This is a genomic window from Staphylococcus sp. GDB20D11A, assembly GCF_016893255.1.
In the GTDB taxonomy this organism is placed as follows: Bacteria; Bacillota; Bacilli; order Staphylococcales; family Staphylococcaceae; genus Staphylococcus; species Staphylococcus aureus.
The window spans coordinates 84,407-104,502 of the sequence record NZ_JAFEPJ010000011.1; the positions used below are offsets into that span (position 1 = coordinate 84,407).

Genomic DNA, 20,096 nt, shown 5'->3' on the forward strand with positions numbered 1-20,096 from the left:
CCCCTTATTGTTGTTCTTTAATTTCTTCTAACTCACTCCATCTTGTGATGTCTAAATCATATTGAATTTCAAGTTGTTCTTTTTCTTCGTTTAATTCTTTAATTTTCCCATAATCTGCACTTGCCTCAATCATGAGCACATCAATTTCTTCCATTCTTACTTCCGCTTGTTCTATGCGTTTCATCAATTGTTCATATTCTAATTTTTCTTTATATGATAACCCATTTTTCTTACGTACAATTGTAGAAGATTTAGATTGTTGCTTCAATGTGGATTTATTTTTATCTAATGATTTTTTATAACTTTCATAATCTTCAAAAGTTCCTATAATCTTTTCCATCTGACCATCATGAATAAACCAATATGACTGTGCAACTTTATTTAAGAAGTAACGATCATGGCTTACGGTAATCACTGTACCACCGAAAGTATGAATATAATCTTCAAGTATTGTTAAAGTCTCAGTATCTAAATCATTTGTCGGTTCATCTAACAACAGAACATTTGGCTGGTGTACGAGTAGACGTAATAAATACAAACGCTTTTGCTCTCCACCAGATAATTTATAAACTTTTTTACCATGAGTGGCACTTGGAAATAAAAATCGTTCAAGAAGTTGTGTAATAGATACCGAGGTTCCATCTTTTTCTTTTGCGATCTCACTTTCTTCTCTTAAATAATCAATCATACGAATATCTCTATCCAGGGTCTCATCTGTTTGCTTAAAATAAGCTACTTTAACCGTCTGCCCAGTCTTCAATTTACCTTCGAATTGTTGGTCTTCTCCACTCAAAATATTTAAGAGTGTTGTTTTACCAGCTCCATTTGGCCCAACAACACCAATACGCTCACCTTTTTGAATAATTTCCGTCAGATGTTCAAATAATACTTTATCATTAATAGCCTTTGATAAGTCTTCTAATTCAAACACTTGCTTACCTAATCTTGAATAAGCAAGATTCAATTCACCTTTATCGTCTTTATATTGCTGGTTAACTTCATTTTCTAGGTCATTAAATCGATTAATTCTAGCTTGTTGCTTTGTAGTACGAGCCTTAGCTCCAGCCCTCATCCAAGCAAGTTCTTCCTTATATAAAGCTCGTTGTTTTTGTTGTTGCTTTTGAATTGTTACTTCTCTTTCAGCGCGCATTTCAATATAAGATTCATAGTTACCAGGATATGACGCTAACTTACCTCTGTTTAGTTCAATAATTCTAGTGGAAACTTCATTTAAAAAATATCGATCATGGGTTACGAATAAAACTGTATGAGGATATTGCTTCACATAATTGATCAACCAGCTGATTGATTCGAAGTCTAAATGGTTCGTAGGTTCATCTAATAACAATAAATCTGGTTGTTCTATTAATGTTTTAGCAAGTACAACACGTTTTTGTTGTCCGCCGGATAATTCTTTAATGTATTTAGTAGTATCATGTATACCTAGTTTTGAGAGGATTGTTTTAATTTCAGCGTTATAGTCCCAAGCATCATGTTGATCCATAGCATCTTGCGCATCCATCATTCGCTTGAACAATTTATCACTTTGGTCATCCGCATAAGCTTGTACTGCCTGCTCATATTGCTTGATGATACGTAAAGTTGTTGTATCAGAACTTAATACTGCATCAAAAACTGTCATATCTTCATTAAGGTCCTGTTTCTGAGACGAATATCGAATTCGATATTGATTTGGATGCATAACATTGGCTGTAAAATCATCATCAATACCACCAATTACTTTTAACAACGTACTTTTCCCTGTACCATTTATGCCTACCAAACCTATTTTTTCACCTTCTGAAATTGATAAATCTAGGTTATCGAATATAGTCTTATCGGCATAAGATTTATTTAAATGTTCAATTTTATATGCTTCCATACCCATCTTCCTTCTTCTGTTGAAATCTCTACGTACTTAAATCAGTTCTATACATTATACACCTTTTTGAAATCAAAAGAAATCGATACCGTTAAGTGTCATAATTTAATATATTGTTGCTTCAACTATAAATAAAAATTGATAAGGCTTTGATGACTATGCTAATGATCTTTATAATATACCTTTTTATCAACACATATAATGGAAAACATAATATAAAAGAACAAAATAAAAACCCGGATTGATATTTTATCAATCCGAGTTCGTGTTTAGATATTATTTTTTAGAGTTTGCTTTTGGTCCTGTTTCATATTTATACTTCGAAGGATTTACCTTTTTGAAGTCTGGATTTTTGTAGAATCTAAACAAATCACCATTAAGCACGTTGTCACTCATTTCGAGATCCTTTTCAACTTGCTTTTTATTCTTTTCGAAATCAGCTGGTTGAGTAGTTATGAGTTCATTATTTTTATTAGAATAAATCTTACCATTAACATATTTATAATCTTTTGTTATAAAGTCACCAGTTCTGAATGGAACTACTTGATTATGACCTTTAGAGAATAAATCAGTACCGAACATTAAATAGTTCTTCGTATCTATACCAGCCAAATGTAAAATTGTTGGCATTACATCGACTTGACCAGCATATTCATTATTGATACCACCAGATTTACCAGGGATTTTAATCCAGAAACCAGTTCTGTTTAAATCTGTAAATTTAGCCGGTGTGATTTTTTCACCTAATAGTTTTTCCATGGCATTGTTATGGTTTTCAGAGATACCATAGTGGTCACCATAAATCATAATCACTGAATTGTCATATAATCCTTTTTTCTTCAAGTCATTAATATATTCTTCTAATGCTTCGTCTAAATAACGCGCTGTTTGAATATAACCATCAACTGTTGCATCACCTGTGTTTGACTTCTCAATAGTTGCATCCTTTTCATCTAATGTGAATGGATAGTGGTTAGTCAATGTAATTAAATGAGAATAGAATGGCGATTTCATCTTAGCTTGATAATTAGCAGAATCTTTAAAGAAAATTTTGTCTTTCAAGCCTAAGTTTACAACGTTTTTATCTGACATGTCATAGTATGTTGCATCATAGAATTTATCGATACCAAAGTGTTTATATACTTGGTCTCTGTTCCAGAATGTTTTATAGTCACCGTGCATGACATCAGATTTGTAGCCTTGCTTTTGATCTAAAATTGCTGGCAATGACTGATACGTATTATCTCCTTTTAATGAAAAGGCAGAACCTTGCGGTAAACCGTATAAACTGTTATCCATTGTAAATTCAGAGTCAGATGTTTTACCTTGACCTGTTTGATGGAAAAAGTTAGGGAAGTATGTGAATTGCTCTTTCCCACTTGATAATTTGTTTAAAAACGGTGTTACTTCTTTACCATTAACCTTTTTATTAATTAAGAAGGTTTGGAAACTTTCTAAATGAATCTTAATAATATTTTTCTTCTTTGCCACCCCATAATATTCTGGGTTAGGCTCTGTTTGACGTTGTTTCGTGTAATTTAATACTTTTGTTAAGTCATCTTCAGATGCTAACGCTTTTTGTTGATTATTTTCGATAGTTTTAACACCATCGTATACTGTAAAGTTATACGGTCCTAAATATTTCACTAAATATTTATGGTCAAATGTACGTGTTAATAATTCTGGTCTATCAGTTTCAGCAAAAGCTAAGTTTAAGAAGAATAATGCTACTGAAGCCGCCATTACGACAGGAACAAATTTCTTACTAAATGCTTTTGTGTCTAACCATTTTGTTTTAAATATTAAAATGAATAAGTAAACTAACGTATCAATGAAATAAACAAAGTCATACCATTTGAATGATGCACTAACCGCACCACCCATAGATTCTACGTTACCTACTTGGTTTAAAGTACTAAACGTTAAAAAATCCGAGAAGAATCTAAAGTACACAACATTGGCATATAATAGGAACGTCAATAAGAAGCCGCCTATGAACATGAACCAAAATGCTTTTTTGCCTTTAAAGAATAGGAACACACTTAAAACCAGTGCTACTAAACTATAAGGATTCATCAATAATATTAAGTTTTGTACTAAACCTTTAACACCTAAAGAAAAATCAACATAATAAGAAAAATACGTCTTCAAGGTAATCGTTATTACGGTTAATAAGAAGAACGCAAAAAGACTAATTTTCTTTTTTTGTGAACTCATGATTCTTTCCCCCGTTATTTAGATAATAAATCTTGCGAAAGTACTTGAATAAATTAGATATTAACATTATGTAGTTAATTAATAAGTGCGTTTAAAAGTTAACATTGTCATAATTATAGTAATTACTTTCAGATTCAAGTTTATAATTTTCATTATTTGTAGCTTTCAACTTTGATTTAACAAGTATTTTGGGCTACAACTCATATTTGCTTGTGTAAGTTTCTTTATTTAATATTATCATTCAATTAACAAATTTAAAATTTGTAATCAAATTGTAATAATAAGCATAGCTCAATTAATAAATATAGAGTAATTTTAGTCAAAATTCAAGTAAAAACACACTTTATCTTTTCATTTTACTGTGAAACGAATTAGAATATGATACATTTCGCAGATAAAACACAGTATTATTTCATTATACATTAGGAGGAAATTATTTGCATCGGACTCTAGTATGAGCTACGTACCAAATATTATTTCATCATTTCTAATTGCATTCTATATTCTATTCCATGGAATAATTGGTTTAACCAGTTACTATACTTAACAAGGTTCTTTTCAGCCGTTAAAATATCTATAAATTGAAATTTCAAACGTGATCCTTGTGGTTTTTGTGCTAATTTCGTTAAATGATAGCTTGCGATTGTACCGATTTGCGGGTAGCTACCTAGCGTATAATGATCATTTAATAAGATAATAGGTGTGCCATCACGCTTAATTTGTATCGTTCCTTTTTTGACAGTCTGATACGGTGGCATATCTTCATAAAAAGCTTTGATTTTTTCACCTTCAAGCATCATCCCCATGCGATTTGCTTTGCTCGTTACTTTATAATCATGTTTCACAAATCTTTGAATGGCATCTTCTTTAAAATCTTCCGTACCTTTATTTTTAACGACATGAAATACATCAGACATATAATTAAATGACAAGGCGTATCCATCAATACCCCAATCTGTTTGTTTCGTGTGAGCAAGGTTTTCAAATAACTTATGATGACGAGCTGTATAATCTCTCTTAAGCTTTATTTCATCGCCATCTTGTAATGTTCTACCTTTAAAACCACCAATTTTTACATTAAAGTCGGTTGAATTAGATCCTAACCATGCATCTAATTCAAATCCGCCTCCCACAGCTAAATACACTCGCGATGTATAACTTGTTTCTCTAAATTTTAAAACATCGCCTTTATCTAACAAATACAATTTATATGGAGATATAGTCATATGCTCAGTGTAAGCTTTGACATTACCCCCTGCTAATGCAATCAGCGTAGGTTCTGTAAAACGAATCGTTGCCATTTTATTAGTCATTTCCAAAGTTGCTTCATTCTTGTCATTTGCAACTAATCGATTAGCAATTTCATGTGCTAAAGTATCTAGTGCACCACATGGAATTACACCATCATGTTCATATCCCCTTCTACCAAAGTCCTGAAAGCTACTGAATAAGCCACTTTTTTCAATTATGATTGACATCTTTAAACGCTCCTACTTCTAATTCATTTTCATTGATAGGTCTAAATTTAATATTATCGCCTAACTTTAAGCGTGCGAAATCTGATTCTTTCGGATTAAAAAGTGATAATGGTGTATAACCAATAACTAACCAATCATTAATTGTATCCGTAGTTACAATACCGCATTTTTTCCCTTCAAGTACTACAGAACCAGCTGGAATGAATTTTTTCTGTTTACTCGTGTGATTAATATACAATTTCTTATTTAATCCAGTTAAATAAGGAAACCCAGGTGAATATCCCATCATCGAAACAAAATATTGCGCCTTAGAGTGTAATTCAATAAATGTTTCTAGCTTGATTTTGTAATGTTTTAAAAGTGATTCTAAATCCGGACCATATTTCGAACCATACACAATTGGTATTTCAATCAAATCTTGCTGGTTAAAATCATGTTTTATGTTTAAATGAATCGATTCAATTAGTGCTTTCATGTATAAAAAAGGTGATTGTATATTATGGTGTTTAATCATATCCCTTGCGTCATAGACAATCATCATGTCTGATTCTGATGGCACAATTTCTATAATAAATGGATAATTTTGTTCAATTAAATATGAGCGAAGTGTTAATAAATCTTCGGTTAAACTTTTAGATACTTCTTTTTCAATTGCGACAACAATGGCTTGGTCACCTTGACTATATATTTTCATTTGTACACCTCTTCAATATTTGGTTACTTTACTTTGATTTTTAATTATAGAATCGATTGAATAGTTCATTTTACCTACTCACTAAATTTACTGGTGATACATTAAATCCATTGCTCGCACAACAAAAGGCATGAGTTCGCGAATTAATGCGTATACAAGGATAAAGCTTATAACAGTAGTAATTGTTGCTATCAAACGAACAACATATATTCTATTTTCAGATAGCAATCGATTCACTAATCGATAATTCACGTATACAAGAATTAACAACAGCGCAATATAAACAATAATCATATTTGGCCCCATTTAATTTTTAAATTTGTTTTCACTTCATTTTCTACATTATTATCATACTAATTTTAAAGGCAAAGGTGGACATCGGCAACCTCTCGTAAACTATTTATCAAAAATAAACGTATCTCATTGTTATGATATTTATAAATCAATTCGTTTTTATTAAAGTCTTTTTCAACAAGCTTGTCACTATCTATTAAATAATCACGCATGCATCCTTTTAAGAAATCATTTTTATAACTTGGTGTGTACCATTTTCCATCCTCTTCAATGACAATGTTGCCAATATCAAATTCAAGGACCTTGCCGTCCTCTGAAGTTAGCAATATTAAATCTGTTTCATGATTGTGTGCTAAATGCTTTCGTTCTGTCGTTTTATTATTTATAAAAGTTGGATTAACTGCTTTGGGCAACACTTGAAATTTTGCTGTAAAACTACTTTTCTCAGGTAAAGGTGACACTATCGTTTCAAATTTGCTTTCAGCATTTAATACGATTTTAAGTCTATATTGGCCACTGTGATACTTTGTTGTTACATCATTTAATTCATTTCGCCATGCATGTTCATCAAATTTAAAGTTTAATCGCTCGGAAGAACATTTTATGCGATTAGTATGATAAGTAAGTCTAGGGATATGTCCATTATCAATTTTCATTGTTTCAAATAATTGCATTATAACATCTCCAAAATCTTGGTTTTTGCGTAAAATTCATTTACTTCATCTTTTGGCTTAGAATCAATTGTAATACCTGCTCCGACTCCATAAATCGCTTGTCCATATTTATACTCAATAGTACGAATCGGAATATTAAAAATCATTTTATCATCTTCAGTTGGAAGTAATAGTCCAATTGCTCCGCAGTATATACCACGAGGTGAACTTTCTAATTGTTTAATATATTTCATTGTATTCAGTTTCGGTGCACCTGTAATCGAACCACAAGGAAATAACGATATTAAAATTTGAGTTAAGTCTGTATTAGTTTTTAAAGTTCCACTTACCATCGAAGTCATTTGAAATACAGTTTTATATGTCTCAATGAAAAATAGTTTATACACCTTAATTGAGCCACTCTGTGATATTCTCCCTATATCGTTTCTTAGTAAATCAACAATCATGACATTTTCTGCACGATCTTTCGAAGAAGTTTGCAATGTTTTATAATACTGTTGATCTTCAGCTTCCGTTTTACCTCTAGGCATTGTCCCTTTCATCGGTTTGCTTATGATAACGTTATCGACATTGTTAAACTGTCCTTTTTGAAAAAATAATTCTGGTGAGATAGACGCTACTTGGATTTCATCTGTTTGTAATAACGCAGTATAATTACCATTACTAAATTGAGTTAATCGTTCATATAAAGTACTAATAGGATAATAAATGTTATCCGTTAAGCGCGCCGTATAGTTCACTTGATACGTTTCGCCTTCAACAATTGCTTGTTGGACACGTTTAATATTAGTCATCATAACCTCAGAAGATTCAACAAATGAAAAATGATGCTTTGATACATAAGAAGTTTGATGTTCATATGTTGAATTTATGCTTTCCGCTTTTTCAAAACTATAAGCTACTGCATAAATATCATCTTTAGCTAATGAATGTGTACACATAACATGATTAAAATACTTTGCCGCTTCGTAACTTAAATATAACGAAACATATCTACCTTGTCGTTGCTGCGCTTGTGCAAAGTGTATCACTTCTCCCACATCAGCCAATTTAGTGGCAACATACTTCTTTATAAATCCCTTTAATTGAATATGGTATTGCTTATATTCATTTTCAGTTAAATAGTAGCGATAATTATATTCTATTCTCACAGTAATCACCTACCTTCGATAAAAATAATTCAACTTGTCGATAACCGTATTCACTCAAAATAGATTCAGGATGATATTGCACACCAAAAACCGGAAATGTAATATGCTCAAATGCCATAATAATCGCTTCATCGTTTTTTGCTGTAATCTTTAAGCAATTTGGAAAAGTCGCTCCGTCAGCAATTAATGAATGATAACGCATTACATTGAAATTTTGAGGCAGTCCTTGAAAAATACCTTCATTGGTATGGCGTAACTGTGTAGTATATCCGTGTACAGGATGATAGCCGTGAATGATATTTCCACCAAAATAAGACACGATACATTGAAATCCTAAACATACACCTAGGATAGGTACACGCTGATAAAATTGTTCTAACACTTCATTCAAGATAGGATAATCATCCGGATTACCCGGCCCAGGTGAAATAACAATTGCATTTGGCTTCATATTAATGACGTCTTCTATCAGCAGATTATCAATACCAACAACTTGAACTGTTAGTTTCGTTTGAGTCTTAATATAGTCTATTAAATTATATGTAAATGAATCATTATTATCTATGACTAGAATCATTGTATACTCCGTTCTAAATGTGTTTTATTTTTATAATATGTATTGGATGTAGCTAAAACTTTAAAAGCATTGTCATTATCCTGACCTTGATTTTAACTAATATATGGTATATTCTATTCATCGTACATAAATGAATATCAGAGGTTCCTAGCTGAAACCCTCTATAAAAAACTAGACATTGAAATTTCAAACATTCGTTGGTAAACCTTTAATATATATTATAGGAGCAACCCATTTCTTTCGTCTATCTTTTATGGAGATAGGCTTTTTTTATTTTATAAATTAAAAACGGGCTTATCAATGCCATTAACCTCTTTATTAATATTATTAATGATAGGAGCAATTACAAAATGGAAAGTGTATTAAATAATGAAAAAGCCATCGTTGTCTTTAGTGGTGGTCAAGACAGTACAACATGTCTCTTTTATGCAAAAAAACATTTCAAAGAAGTTGAACTCGTAACGTTTAATTATGGCCAAAGACATGATACTGAAATTGAAGTCGCCAAACAAATTGCACAAGATCAAGGAATGAAACATCACGTTTTAGATATGTCATTATTATCACAACTTACTCCAAACGCATTAACACAACATGATATGGAAATTACTAATAATGAAGATGGTATACCTAATACATTTGTTCCAGCTAGAAATTTACTTTTCTTGTCGTTTGCAGGCGCTCTAGCTTATCAAATTGGGGCTAAGCATATTATTACAGGCGTATGTGAAACAGACTTTTCAGGCTACCCAGACTGTCGCGATAGTTTTATAAAATCAATGAACGTAACATTAAGCCTAGCTATGGACAAAGATTTTGTTATTCATACTCCTTTAATGTGGTTAAACAAAGCAGAAACGTGGAAATTAAGTGATGAACTAGAAGTTTTAGATTATATTCGTACAAAAACATTAACATGCTATAACGGTATCATTGGGGATGGCTGTGGTGAATGTCCAGCTTGTCATTTACGTCAACGTGGACTAAATCAATATCTTGAAAGTAAAGGAGCGCTTTAAAATGTTACAACAAATCTATCCTAGTACAACGCATCCATATCAATTCGAATTAAATAAAGATTTTAATTTTTCAGCTGCACATCACATTCCGTGTGAAGAAGCAGGTATTTGTCAAAATGTCCATGGTCATACTTACTTTGTTAATTTAACAATTGTCGGTGATAAACTAGATGACACTGGCTTTTTAGTGAACTTTAGCCATTTGAAAAAGATGATACACGGTAAATTTGACCATCAACTGTTAAATAACTTACCTGCTTTTAAAAACAAAATCCCTTCAACTGAAATCGTAGCGGAAACAATTTATCAAATTGTTAAAGAAAATTTGGCATCGCTCGAACACCAACCAAAATGCATTCAAGTATTTGTAAGAGAAACACCAACAAGTTATGTCGTATTTAGACCAAAGGAACAGGTGTAACTAATGGCTAAAATTCCTGTACTCGAAATATTCGGTCCAACCATTCAGGGTGAAGGTCGAGTAATCGGTAGAAAAACGATGTTTGTGAGAACAGCTGGATGTGATTATCGCTGTAGCTGGTGTGATTCTGCATTTACTTGGGATGGTAGTGCTAAAAGCGATATAAAACTCATGACCGCTGAAGAAATTTATGATGAATTAAAACGAATTGGTGGCGATTTATTTAACCACGTTACAATTTCTGGTGGTAACCCAGCATTAATTAAAGGTATCCAAGAGTTAGTTGACTTATTTCAAGATAAAGGTATTTTCAGCGCACTGGAGACACAAGGCAGTAAATTCCAACCTTGGATGACACAAATTGATGATTTAACGATTAGTCCAAAACCACCAAGTTCAACTATGACACCTGATTTAAAAAAGTTAGATGAAGTGATTACACAATGCGTACCTTCCTCATTAAACTTAAAAGTAGTTGTATTCGACGATAAAGATTATGATTTTGCCAAAATGATACACCACCGTTATCCAGATATTCCCTTCTATTTACAAGTTGGTAACCCATATTTATCAGACAGCGTAGATAATCATACCGAAAAGTTGTTAGAACGCTACGAGCAGTTGGTAGATTTAGTTATGCAAAGTAATGATATGAATCACGTTTATGTGTTACCACAACTTCATACATTACTTTGGAGCAATAAAAAAGGTGTATAAAGGATAACTTATTTTACTTTTTACAAGTCATATCTAATGAATAACAATATATTAATTGATATAATAGTTGATTGAAGTATAACGAACAGGAGTCCATCATGATTGTATATATATTAATTAATATTGCTATCGTCGTACTTATAACTGGATTCAATTTATATAGGCATCAAATGCAACATTTATCATTAAGTGCAATGTTGTTATCTATTACTATAAACGCCTTTATAAATACATTCATAATTGATAAATATAACTTTATTACTCTGTGTACTATAACGATGTTTATCATTTGGACGATACTACAGTTTTACATTGATAAAAAATTAAAACCTGTATACATTACAGACCAAAAATTTATTGCTATCATATTAACGATTGTTGTCAGTTTAACGCAACGTGTTACCGACTTTTCAAGTACACAATCAATATATATGTCTATTCCATTTTTAGCCCCTGCCATTTTCATCATTGGTGGTATTATGTTGTTTATTTCAACATTTAATAACTTAGATGAAACTGCTGAAAATAATAACAAAATAAAGAAACTAATGATTAAAGGACTTATCATTATTAACATTTCATTTATCGTTATGATGGTTTTAACACCATATTGGTACTTGTATTTAATCGTCTATCTTATTTTCTTGTTGTTTTTATTGTGGCAAAGGGTTTATAAATTTTAATACCAAAACTATAAAACACTTCTGATATTATTAGTTCGATATATCAGAAGTGTTTTATAGTGATAACTAGTTTAGATAAATATTTTCTCACTTAAAAAACCGCCCTCCTCTTATTTTGACTCCTATTTATTTAAATCAGACAATTATTTTCATTTTCAAATTATTCTTTCTTCAATATTAGTTAAGCGATATTTAAACGAAGTTAAGAATTAGTTAATGGCATATTATTTGCCTTCATTTTAAACTTAACTTATCAAATTGAAGAAATGAGGAGTTAGCATGAATACAAAATATTTTTTAGCAGCTGGTGCTGTTATCACAACATTAGCTTTAGGCGCTTGTGGTAATTCTAATTCACAAGATCAAGGTAACAAAACTGAACAAAAAACAAAGTCAGAAGATAGCAATGTTAAAACTGATAAAACAAAACATCTAACAGGTACATTCAGTTCTAAAAACGGTGAAACTGTTGAAGGTAAAGCTGAGATTAAAAATGGTAAATTAATGCTTACTAACTACAAATCATCAAAAGGTCCAGATTTATACGTCTACCTAACAAAAAATGGTGACATTAAAAACGGTAAAGAAATCGCAATGGTTGACTACGATAAAGAAAAACAAACATTTGATCTTAAAAATGTAGATTTAAGCAAATATGATGAAGTAACAATCTATTGTAAAAAAGCTTACGTCATCTTCGGCGGCGCTAAATTAAAATAATCAATTTCTGAGTTAAACTTTTATTTACAACATACTATTACTATACATTACAAATTTTAAAAATATACATTACACTCATTACTCAATGGAAAGCGTATGATTTCACAGCCCCCCTAGCTTGTAGAAATCATACTTTCCTTTTTTCAATATATATACAACTATTAAATCCCATAAGATTGTAGAGCACATAAGTAAATTTTTTTAGAGCTTGAGGTTTGTTTAGCTTAAGCAACCCATGAGCTCAAACACTTCCTGTTCACATAACACTATAAATCGCATTATGTTGCTTAATCTTATGTTTATATAAATTACACACAATAAATAGAAAGAATGTGAACATCATGAATAAATTATTGCTACTCGTTACATTTATCATTCGCGTGGGTTCAGGTATTGTTATGTTAATGCAAGGTTACGAAAAATTAACGGGCGGATTTACGCTGAAAGGTTTAGTACCAGTCATCGCTAACAATACTGATTCACCAGAGTGGTATAAGTGGTTTTTCGCAAATATAGTTGCACATACGACGTCATTATTTGATATTGTTGTCCCACTCGGAGAGATTGCAATTGGATTAGGTTTAATTTTTGGAGTTTTTGCATATGCTGCTAGTTTCTTTGGAGCCTTTGTTATGATAAATTATATCTTAGCAGATATGATATTTACGTATCCTCTTCAATTAACTTTCTTTATCCTTTTACTAATGAGTCACTCATTTTTAAAACAGATTTCACTTAAAGAAATCATTAATTACTTTAGAGGTCGTAAGAACAGAGGTGAAAAAATAGATGACCCACTTACTGATCGTGGATGATGAACAAGACATTGTAGACATTTGTCAAACCTATTTTGAATATGAAGGTTACAAAGTAACAACGACAACTAGCGGTAAAGAAGCAATTTCTTTACTATCAAATGATATTGATATCATGGTACTTGATATCATGATGCCAGAAGTTAATGGTTACGACATTGTCAAAGAAATGAAAAGGCAAAAATTAGATATCCCCTTTATCTATTTAACTGCCAAAACACAAGAACATGATACCATTTACGCCTTAACTTTAGGTGCAGATGACTATGTCAAAAAACCATTTAGTCCAAGGGAACTCGTTTTACGTATTAATAATTTACTTACAAGAATGAAGAAATACCATCATCAACCAGTTGAACAACTGTCGTTTGATGAATTAACACTTATTAACTTAAGTAAAGTTGTGACTGTAAATGGTCACGAAGTCCCTATGCGTATTAAGGAATTTGAGTTATTGTGGTATTTAGCTTCTAGAGAAAATGAAGTTATTTCTAAATCAGAATTACTTGAAAAAGTTTGGGGATATGACTATTACGAAGATGCTAATACCGTGAATGTCCATATACACCGTATTAGAGAAAAATTAGAAAAAGAGAGCTTTACAACATATACCATCACAACTGTATGGGGATTAGGATATAAATTTGAAAGGAGCCGATAATGGTGTTATCAATTAGAAGTCAAATCATTATTGGCGTCGTATCGAGTATACTATTAACTTCAACTATTTTAGCAATTGCATATATTTTAATGTGGTTTAACGGCCATATGACACTAACTTTGACCTTAACGACAATAATTACAAGCTGTTTAACCTTATTAATATGTAGTATTTTTATTAATCCACTTATACAAAAAATTAAGCAGTTTAATATAAAAACTAAGCAATTTGCTAACGGAAATTACGCAAGCAATGATAAAACGTTTAATTCACCAAAAGAAATTTATGAATTAAATCAATCTTTTAATAAAATGGCTTCTGAAATTACGCAACAAATGAATCAAATTAAATCCGAACAACAAGAAAAAACAGAACTGATTCAAAACTTAGCCCATGATTTAAAAACACCTTTAGCAAGCATTATTTCATATTCTGAAGGACTACGTGATGGTATAATCACAAAGGATCATGAGATTAAAGAGTCATACGACATATTAATTAAACAAGCAAACAGATTATCAACATTATTTGATGATATGACTCATATTATCACTTTAAATACAGGTAAAACATATCCCCCAGAATTAATACAACTAGACCAATTACTTGTATCAATATTGCAACCATATGAGCAACGTATCAAACATGAAAACCGCACATTAGAAGTGAATTTCTGTAGCGAAATTGATGCATTTTATCAATATCGAACGCCACTTGAGCGTATTTTAACAAACTTACTTGATAATGCGCTAAAATTTTCAAATGTTGGTAGTCGCATTGATATTAATATTAGTGAAAATAAAGATCAAGATACTATCGACATTGCTATTAGCGATGAAGGTATTGGCATTATACCAGAACTACAAGAACGTATATTCGAACGAACATTCAGAGTAGAAAACTCGCGTAATACAAAAACGGGTGGTTCTGGATTAGGCTTATATATAGCTAATGAACTCGCGCAACAAAATAACGCAAAAATCAGTGTAAGCAGTGATATAGATGTAGGAACTACGATGACTGTGACATTACACAAATTAGACATTACGTCATAATCCGATTTATTTATAAAATAAAATGCAAAGACTAAAAAGAAGCTCTCATTGATGAGGGCTTCTTTTATTGTTTATTTAGAGTAAACTTTATGGGTATCCTTCTCATCATTTTCAATACTTGAAAGATTTGTAGCTTGAATAATATATTTAGGACGTGCCTTAACTTCATAATATATCCTGCCAATATATTCACCTACAACACCAATTGAAATTAACTGTATGCCGCCTAATAATAAAATAGCTGCAATCGTTGAAAAATATCCTGGGATATTAACACCAGAAATCATAATATTGATGAATAAATATATAATATATAACACGCTTATTGAAAAAATAAATAATCCAAGATATATCATCATTCTCAAAGGTTTACTATTAAAGGAAATCAATCCATCAATACCATAATTAAATAACTTTTTAAAGGACCACTTAGATTCTCCTTTTTGTCTCGCAACATTTTGATACGTAAACACTTTAGTATTATATCCTATCCATTCAAATAGCCCTTTTGAAAATCGATTATATTCTTCAAGTGATGCAATGGATTTAACAGCTCTTTGGCTTAAAAGTCTAAAATCACCAACACCATCATCAAATTGTACTTCTTCTACAAAGCAATTAACTAACTTATAGTACAAATGGCTTAATGTTTTGCGACTAAAATTTTCACCACTTCTATCACGCTTTGCAATCACTTGATCATAGCCTTCCATAAAACCTTCAATCATTTTCGGAATATATTCAGGTGGATGTTGCAAATCACAATCTATCATGATGACTGCATCAAATTCAGTACTATGCTGGTAACCTGCAATCATAGCTGCTTCTTTTCCAAAATTTCTACTAAAAGAAATATAGCTGACATGCCTATCTATTGTGGCAAGATGTTGCATTTCATCTATAGTGGTATCCGTACTACCATCATCTATGAAAAGCATATTATAATCATAGCCTTTCACACTACTATCTTGTGAAAGTATTTCAGTTAATTGTTGATGTGTTTGTGTAATGACTTCCCCTTCATTAAAACAAGGAATGACGACTCTAATTTTCATCTATGTCCATCCTTTTTATTTAAAAGATTTTGAATGTACCTGAGTGTTGTTTTATCAAATAGTAAAAACCAACTCATTTATTTTAATGTACACATTAAAAGGCATTCATAAACGTAAAATTTAACATCCAGTTATTTTAAATCCCCAATTTTCACATCATCTGGATTTTTACCTTGTCTTGCATTTCTATTTAAAGCATCAATTTCAGCTACTTCTGTTAATTCTAAATTAAAATCTAAAATATCTATATTTTCTTGAATGCGTTTAGGTGTCTGAGATTTTGGAATAATAATTCTATTGTGTGCTAAATGCCAACGCAATACAACTTGTGCTGGTGTTTTATGATATTTTTCAGCAATTTTAACAATGACAGGGTCGTCTAGTAGTCCTCTATTTCTCATCAAAGGCATCCATGCAGTCACTTTAATATCGTGACGATCACAAAATTCTTGTAATTCTTGTTGGTTAAAATATGGATGTACCTCAATTTGATTCACCATTGGTTTGATACTTGATTGAGCCATTAATTTTTCTAGATGATGAACATTAAAATTACATACACCTATTGCTTTTACCTTACCTTGCTCGTAAAGTTCTTCCATAGCTTTATATGTTTCTAAAAATAGACCATCTGCTTCACAAGGCCAATGTATTAGAAATAAATCAAGATAATCAGTTTGTAAATTTTCAATCGATTTGTTGAAATATTCGAATGTTTTCTCATAACCTTGATAGTCATTCCATAACTTCGTTGTTATAAACAAATCTTCTCTATCGACGCCATTATCCTTTAATGCTCGCCCTAGTGAAGCCTCATTATCATAAAAGTATGCTGTATCAAACGCTCTATAGCCTGCGTCAATTGCAGCATTTACAACTTTAGTCATATCTTCGTCAGAGATTTTATAAACACCTAACCCAACTGAAGGCATCGGGTATCCATTATTTAATATTTGTATCTCATTCAACATCTTTATATCTCTCCAATCTATGTATCTTTTATATCTTTACATTACCCTAAATTTTTAAGCAAACTCAATTAATACGAATTATCGCTTTCAATAAAAAACATTCATTAAATCATTAAAGATATTGAGTTCCAATACTATTTTCACTTTTCATTAATTTTAGTCAAAAAAATAACCAACCAAAAATGAATTAAATCATTCTTAGTTGGTTTATATATTAATATCTATTCTGATTTTTCATCTTCATCAGACTGTCCAATAGTAGGTCTCGCTTCATTAAATTCATAGTTTAACATCACCCAAATAATTTGGTGGTTATCGATTTCTGAAACAACCCAGCGATCATAAGTTGTATCCACGTAATCATCTTTTTGTAAGTTGGTATTACGAGATTGTAACCATCCACCTATCGTATCAATATCCTCAGAGTCATCAAATTCTATACCGAACTCTTCAGTTAAATCATCCAATAGTACTCTACCATTTACTTGGAATGTCTTATTATCAATTTTAACGATATCATTCACTTCATCATCATCAAATTCATCACGAATTTCCCCAACGATTTCTTCTAAAATATCTTCCATCGTTAAAATACCTGCCGTTCCACCATATTCATCTATAATAAGACTCATATGAACATGTTCACGTTGCATTCTAATTAATGCATCACTTATACGTGTTGTCTCTGAAATCATTGGCAACTCATGTATATAGTTTGCTATTTTAATCGTTTTTCCAGAAGCATATTCAGTTAAAAATTCTTTGACGTTAATAAATCCTTTAATGTGGTCTTTATCACCATCATCAGTAATTGGATAACGCGTAAATTGATGTTCTTTTATTGTTTCTAGTAATTCGTCTACATTAAAAGGTTCATTTAGTGTAATCATTTGAGTTCTAGGTACCATTATATCTTTTGCATGTCTTTCATCGAATGAAAAGATATTTTGCATATATGCCAATTCAGTTTGGTTGATTTCTCCACCATTATAACTATTGTTAATAATAATTTTGATTTCTTCTTCTGACATTGCATCGGTTTGGGCATCAGGATTTACACCAAACATTCTAATAATAACACGTGCAGAACCATTCATCAGCCAAATCAATGGTTTCATAATGTTACCGAAATAGAACAATGGTCTTGCATATACTAAAGCAAGCTTTTCAGTATGTTGAATCGCTATAGATTTAGGCGCTAATTCACCAAGTACTACATGCAAATACGTAACGATTATAAATGATACTGCAAACGAAATCGTCGTTGTTAATGCAGTTGGTAAATTGATTGCTTCAAATATCGGGTGTAATAGCTTTTCAAACGTTGGTTCACCAAGCCAACCTAACCCTAAAGATGTTACTGTTATACCTAACTGACAAGCAGAAAGATAATAATCTAGATTAGCAATCATCTTTTTTACTATTTTAGCAGGTTTATTTCCTTCATCTGCTAGCTGTTCAATTCTTGTTGCTCTAATTTTTACTAATGCAAATTCTGAACCAACAAATACTGTGGTTAATGCAATTAATAGAATAAATATAATCAAACTAATTATGGTCGAAGTTTCCAATTAATTCCCTATTTCTAGGGATTCACCTCCATGTTATATGTGTCACTCATGGGTAACACGCATTCAAATTTATCACTATGACTTAAATTACAACTACATGTTATCGCCTTCCCATTTAGACACCCCCAGAAAAAATGTTATTGCCTCTATTTTATCATAATATAAAGTGCTTATGTTAACAGATTAAATCTATTGCATACATTTAATTATGATTATCTATTAGCTAAATGTGTGAACCTTACCTTGTTTTATTGTAGATTTTACATTCATGTCATCATCTAGAATAACAAGATCTGCATCCTTATTTACTTTAATACTACCTTTTCTATCATCGATACCTAATGCAATGGCTTGATTTAAACTTGTTACACGCCATAAATGATCTAATGTATCACCTGTAAATGATATTAAGTTACGTAACCCATGATTCATTTTTAAAATACTACCAGCAAGCGCACCATTTGCAAGACGTGCTTGTTGCGATTGAACAGTTACTTTTTGACCACCCAAATCATATTCTCCTTCAGGCATACCTTTTGCACGCATTGCATCGGTAATTAAATAAAAACGTTCATTACCTTTCATACGGTAAGCAATTGCAACCGATGCCGGATGAGAATGTGTGCCATCAACAATCATTTCGGTATGTAAAGCATCATTCAACCATGCTGCTCCAAAAACACCTGGTTCTCTATGTTGGAATGGCGTCGCTGCATTATATAAGTGCGTGACATGTTTAGCTCCTCGCTCAACAGCTTCAACTGCTTCTTCGTATGTTGCCACTGTATGACCAATTGAAAAAATAATGTCATCTTTATACGTTTCAAGCGCTTCTTTTGCACCTTCAACTTCAGGTGCAAACGTCATAATCTTTATTAGTCCGTTAGCAGTTTCTTGAAAATGTTTAATTTTATCGATAAATGGGCGTACAACGTATTGCGGATGTTGAGCACCAACTTTATTTTCAGATATAAATGGCCCTTCCAAATGTATACCTACAATTTCCGCTGCATTGTGAACATCTTGCTCCACTTCATATTTAGCAATATTTATAAGTGCTTTATCTATTTTATCAGTCGATTGCGTCATTGTAGTGGCCAAGTATGATGTCGTCCCTTCAGACAACAAATTTTCGGATAGATATTTTAAGCCATCGTATGACCCATCCATTGCATCCTGTCCATAACCACCATGAATATGTATATCGATAAAACCTGGCACTACATGATGACCTTTTGCATCAATCACTTGAATTTTATTTGTCGTATCATTATCAATCGCTGCTTTATCATTTACTTCTCCAATTGCAACAATCTGTCCATCTTTCACATGAATGTAACCATTATCGATTTTGCCATCTTCAGTATAAACTTTGCCGTTATATATAATTAATTCTGACACGTATAAACCCTTCTTTATTTATAAATTTTCACTTTAAGAC

20 protein-coding genes are annotated in these 20,096 nt (G+C 31.5%); 8 read left to right on the top strand and 12 right to left on the bottom strand.

The annotated features are described in order from the left end of the window. Nucleotides 1-4 precede the first annotated feature (4 nt). The 8 genes from JV528_RS08215 to JV528_RS08250 all read right to left on the bottom strand — a co-directional run bounded on the left by JV528_RS08215 (nt 5) and on the right by JV528_RS08250 (nt 8,967). Nucleotides 5-1,888, bottom strand: coding sequence for an ABC-F family ATP-binding cassette domain-containing protein (locus tag JV528_RS08215; RefSeq protein WP_078061093.1), 1,884 nt, complete (start codon nt 1,886-1,888; stop codon nt 5-7). A 270-nt stretch (nt 1,889-2,158) separates the two neighbouring features. Beyond that, nucleotides 2,159-4,099 carry a polyglycerol-phosphate lipoteichoic acid synthase LtaS gene (gene ltaS, locus JV528_RS08220; protein ID WP_118848067.1) on the bottom strand — a complete coding sequence of 647 codons (1,941 nt, stop codon included), beginning with the start codon at nt 4,097-4,099 and terminating at the stop codon, nt 2,159-2,161. A 473-nt stretch (nt 4,100-4,572) separates the two neighbouring features. Continuing rightward, the gene (locus tag JV528_RS08225; protein WP_000022323.1) at nt 4,573-5,577 is read right to left on the bottom strand and encodes a 5-oxoprolinase subunit C family protein; all 1,005 of its coding nucleotides are present in this window, start codon (nt 5,575-5,577) and stop codon (nt 4,573-4,575) included. After that, a complete protein-coding gene (locus JV528_RS08230; protein WP_000708692.1) occupies nt 5,561-6,271 on the bottom strand; it encodes a 5-oxoprolinase subunit B family protein in 711 nt (236 codons plus the stop codon). The genes JV528_RS08225 and JV528_RS08230 overlap by 17 nt, the downstream gene beginning before the upstream one ends. 87 nt (nt 6,272-6,358) lie before the next feature. Next, a complete protein-coding gene (locus JV528_RS08235) occupies nt 6,359-6,565 on the bottom strand; it encodes a hypothetical protein (protein ID WP_014532582.1) in 207 nt (68 codons plus the stop codon). 65 nt (nt 6,566-6,630) lie between these two features. After that, the gene (locus JV528_RS08240) at nt 6,631-7,239 is read right to left on the bottom strand and encodes an aminotransferase class IV (RefSeq protein ID WP_001175780.1); all 609 of its coding nucleotides are present in this window, start codon (nt 7,237-7,239) and stop codon (nt 6,631-6,633) included. Further along, nucleotides 7,239-8,390, bottom strand: coding sequence for a chorismate-binding protein (locus JV528_RS08245; RefSeq protein ID WP_001217799.1), 1,152 nt, complete (start codon nt 8,388-8,390; stop codon nt 7,239-7,241). The genes JV528_RS08240 and JV528_RS08245 overlap by 1 nt, the downstream gene beginning before the upstream one ends. Continuing rightward, entirely contained in the window at nt 8,374-8,967 is a 594-nt protein-coding gene (locus JV528_RS08250) for an anthranilate synthase component II (protein ID WP_204177168.1), read from the bottom strand. Before JV528_RS08250 ends, JV528_RS08245 begins: the two co-directional genes overlap by 17 nt. A 350-nt stretch (nt 8,968-9,317) precedes the next feature. Between JV528_RS08250 and queC the strand changes: the two genes are divergently transcribed. From queC to saeS, 8 genes are all read left to right on the top strand, one after another. Next, entirely contained in the window at nt 9,318-9,986 is a 669-nt protein-coding gene (gene queC, locus JV528_RS08255; protein ID WP_000446724.1) for a 7-cyano-7-deazaguanine synthase QueC, read from the top strand. A 1-nt stretch (nt 9,987) separates the two neighbouring features. Further along, on the top strand, nt 9,988-10,407 hold the full coding sequence (gene queD / locus JV528_RS08260; RefSeq protein WP_000941336.1) for a 6-carboxytetrahydropterin synthase QueD: 420 nt from the start codon (nt 9,988-9,990) through the stop codon (nt 10,405-10,407). A 3-nt stretch (nt 10,408-10,410) separates the two neighbouring features. Then, complete coding sequence (gene queE, locus JV528_RS08265) at nt 10,411-11,124, top strand: 7-carboxy-7-deazaguanine synthase QueE (protein ID WP_001062977.1); 714 nt, start codon at nt 10,411-10,413, stop codon at nt 11,122-11,124. A 98-nt stretch (nt 11,125-11,222) separates the two neighbouring features. Continuing rightward, nucleotides 11,223-11,807, top strand: a complete 585-nt coding sequence (locus JV528_RS08270) for a hypothetical protein (protein ID WP_000637684.1) — start codon at nt 11,223-11,225, stop codon at nt 11,805-11,807. Between the two features lie 279 nt (nt 11,808-12,086). Beyond that, on the top strand, nt 12,087-12,527 hold the full coding sequence (locus tag JV528_RS08275) for a DM13 domain-containing protein (RefSeq protein ID WP_204254819.1): 441 nt from the start codon (nt 12,087-12,089) through the stop codon (nt 12,525-12,527). 341 nt (nt 12,528-12,868) lie between these two features. Continuing rightward, nucleotides 12,869-13,342 carry a DoxX family membrane protein gene (locus tag JV528_RS08280; protein WP_001037806.1) on the top strand — a complete coding sequence of 158 codons (474 nt, stop codon included), beginning with the start codon at nt 12,869-12,871 and terminating at the stop codon, nt 13,340-13,342. Beyond that, a complete protein-coding gene (saeR, locus tag JV528_RS08285; protein WP_000149344.1) occupies nt 13,317-14,003 on the top strand; it encodes a response regulator transcription factor SaeR in 687 nt (228 codons plus the stop codon). Before JV528_RS08280 ends, saeR begins: the two co-directional genes overlap by 26 nt. Continuing rightward, nucleotides 14,003-15,058, top strand: coding sequence for a two-component system sensor histidine kinase SaeS (saeS, locus tag JV528_RS08290; protein ID WP_000244415.1), 1,056 nt, complete (start codon nt 14,003-14,005; stop codon nt 15,056-15,058). Before saeR ends, saeS begins: the two co-directional genes overlap by 1 nt. Nucleotides 15,059-15,129: 71 nt before the next feature. Here the strand turns inward: saeS and csbB are convergent, their stop codons facing one another. The 4 genes from csbB to nagA all read right to left on the bottom strand — a co-directional run bounded on the left by csbB (nt 15,130) and on the right by nagA (nt 20,056). Continuing rightward, nucleotides 15,130-16,113 (bottom strand): lipoteichoic acid-specific glycosylation protein CsbB, encoded by a 984-nt coding sequence (gene csbB / locus JV528_RS08295; RefSeq protein ID WP_000702789.1) that lies wholly within the window; start codon nt 16,111-16,113, stop codon nt 15,130-15,132. A gap of 131 nt (nt 16,114-16,244) precedes the next feature. After that, nucleotides 16,245-17,084, bottom strand: a complete 840-nt coding sequence (locus JV528_RS08300; RefSeq protein ID WP_000931237.1) for an aldo/keto reductase — start codon at nt 17,082-17,084, stop codon at nt 16,245-16,247. Between the two features lie 221 nt (nt 17,085-17,305). After that, entirely contained in the window at nt 17,306-18,655 is a 1,350-nt protein-coding gene (locus JV528_RS08305; protein ID WP_000450258.1) for a hemolysin family protein, read from the bottom strand. A gap of 219 nt (nt 18,656-18,874) precedes the next feature. Next, the gene (gene nagA, locus JV528_RS08310; RefSeq protein ID WP_001292254.1) at nt 18,875-20,056 is read right to left on the bottom strand and encodes an N-acetylglucosamine-6-phosphate deacetylase; all 1,182 of its coding nucleotides are present in this window, start codon (nt 20,054-20,056) and stop codon (nt 18,875-18,877) included. Nucleotides 20,057-20,096 lie beyond the last annotated feature (40 nt).

Coding starts and splice junctions, on each gene's coding strand:
- JV528_RS08215 (WP_078061093.1), bottom strand. CDS start 1,888: ATGGGTATGGAAGCATATAAAATTGAACATTTAAATAAATCTTATGCC.
- ltaS (WP_118848067.1), bottom strand. CDS start 4,099: ATGAGTTCACAAAAAAAGAAAATTAGTCTTTTTGCGTTCTTCTTATTA.
- JV528_RS08225 (WP_000022323.1), bottom strand. CDS start 5,577: ATGTCAATCATAATTGAAAAAAGTGGCTTATTCAGTAGCTTTCAGGAC.
- JV528_RS08230 (WP_000708692.1), bottom strand. CDS start 6,271: ATGAAAATATATAGTCAAGGTGACCAAGCCATTGTTGTCGCAATTGAA.
- JV528_RS08235 (WP_014532582.1), bottom strand. CDS start 6,565: ATGATTATTGTTTATATTGCGCTGTTGTTAATTCTTGTATACGTGAAT.
- JV528_RS08240 (WP_001175780.1), bottom strand. CDS start 7,239: ATGCAATTATTTGAAACAATGAAAATTGATAATGGACATATCCCTAGA.
- JV528_RS08250 (WP_204177168.1), bottom strand. CDS start 8,967: ATGATTCTAGTCATAGATAATAATGATTCATTTACATATAATTTAATA.
- queC (WP_000446724.1), top strand. CDS start 9,318: ATGGAAAGTGTATTAAATAATGAAAAAGCCATCGTTGTCTTTAGTGGT.
- queD (WP_000941336.1), top strand. CDS start 9,988: ATGTTACAACAAATCTATCCTAGTACAACGCATCCATATCAATTCGAA.
- queE (WP_001062977.1), top strand. CDS start 10,411: ATGGCTAAAATTCCTGTACTCGAAATATTCGGTCCAACCATTCAGGGT.
- JV528_RS08270 (WP_000637684.1), top strand. CDS start 11,223: ATGATTGTATATATATTAATTAATATTGCTATCGTCGTACTTATAACT.
- JV528_RS08275 (WP_204254819.1), top strand. CDS start 12,087: ATGAATACAAAATATTTTTTAGCAGCTGGTGCTGTTATCACAACATTA.
- JV528_RS08280 (WP_001037806.1), top strand. CDS start 12,869: ATGAATAAATTATTGCTACTCGTTACATTTATCATTCGCGTGGGTTCA.
- saeR (WP_000149344.1), top strand. CDS start 13,317: ATGACCCACTTACTGATCGTGGATGATGAACAAGACATTGTAGACATT.
- saeS (WP_000244415.1), top strand. CDS start 14,003: ATGGTGTTATCAATTAGAAGTCAAATCATTATTGGCGTCGTATCGAGT.
- csbB (WP_000702789.1), bottom strand. CDS start 16,113: ATGAAAATTAGAGTCGTCATTCCTTGTTTTAATGAAGGGGAAGTCATT.
- JV528_RS08300 (WP_000931237.1), bottom strand. CDS start 17,084: ATGTTGAATGAGATACAAATATTAAATAATGGATACCCGATGCCTTCA.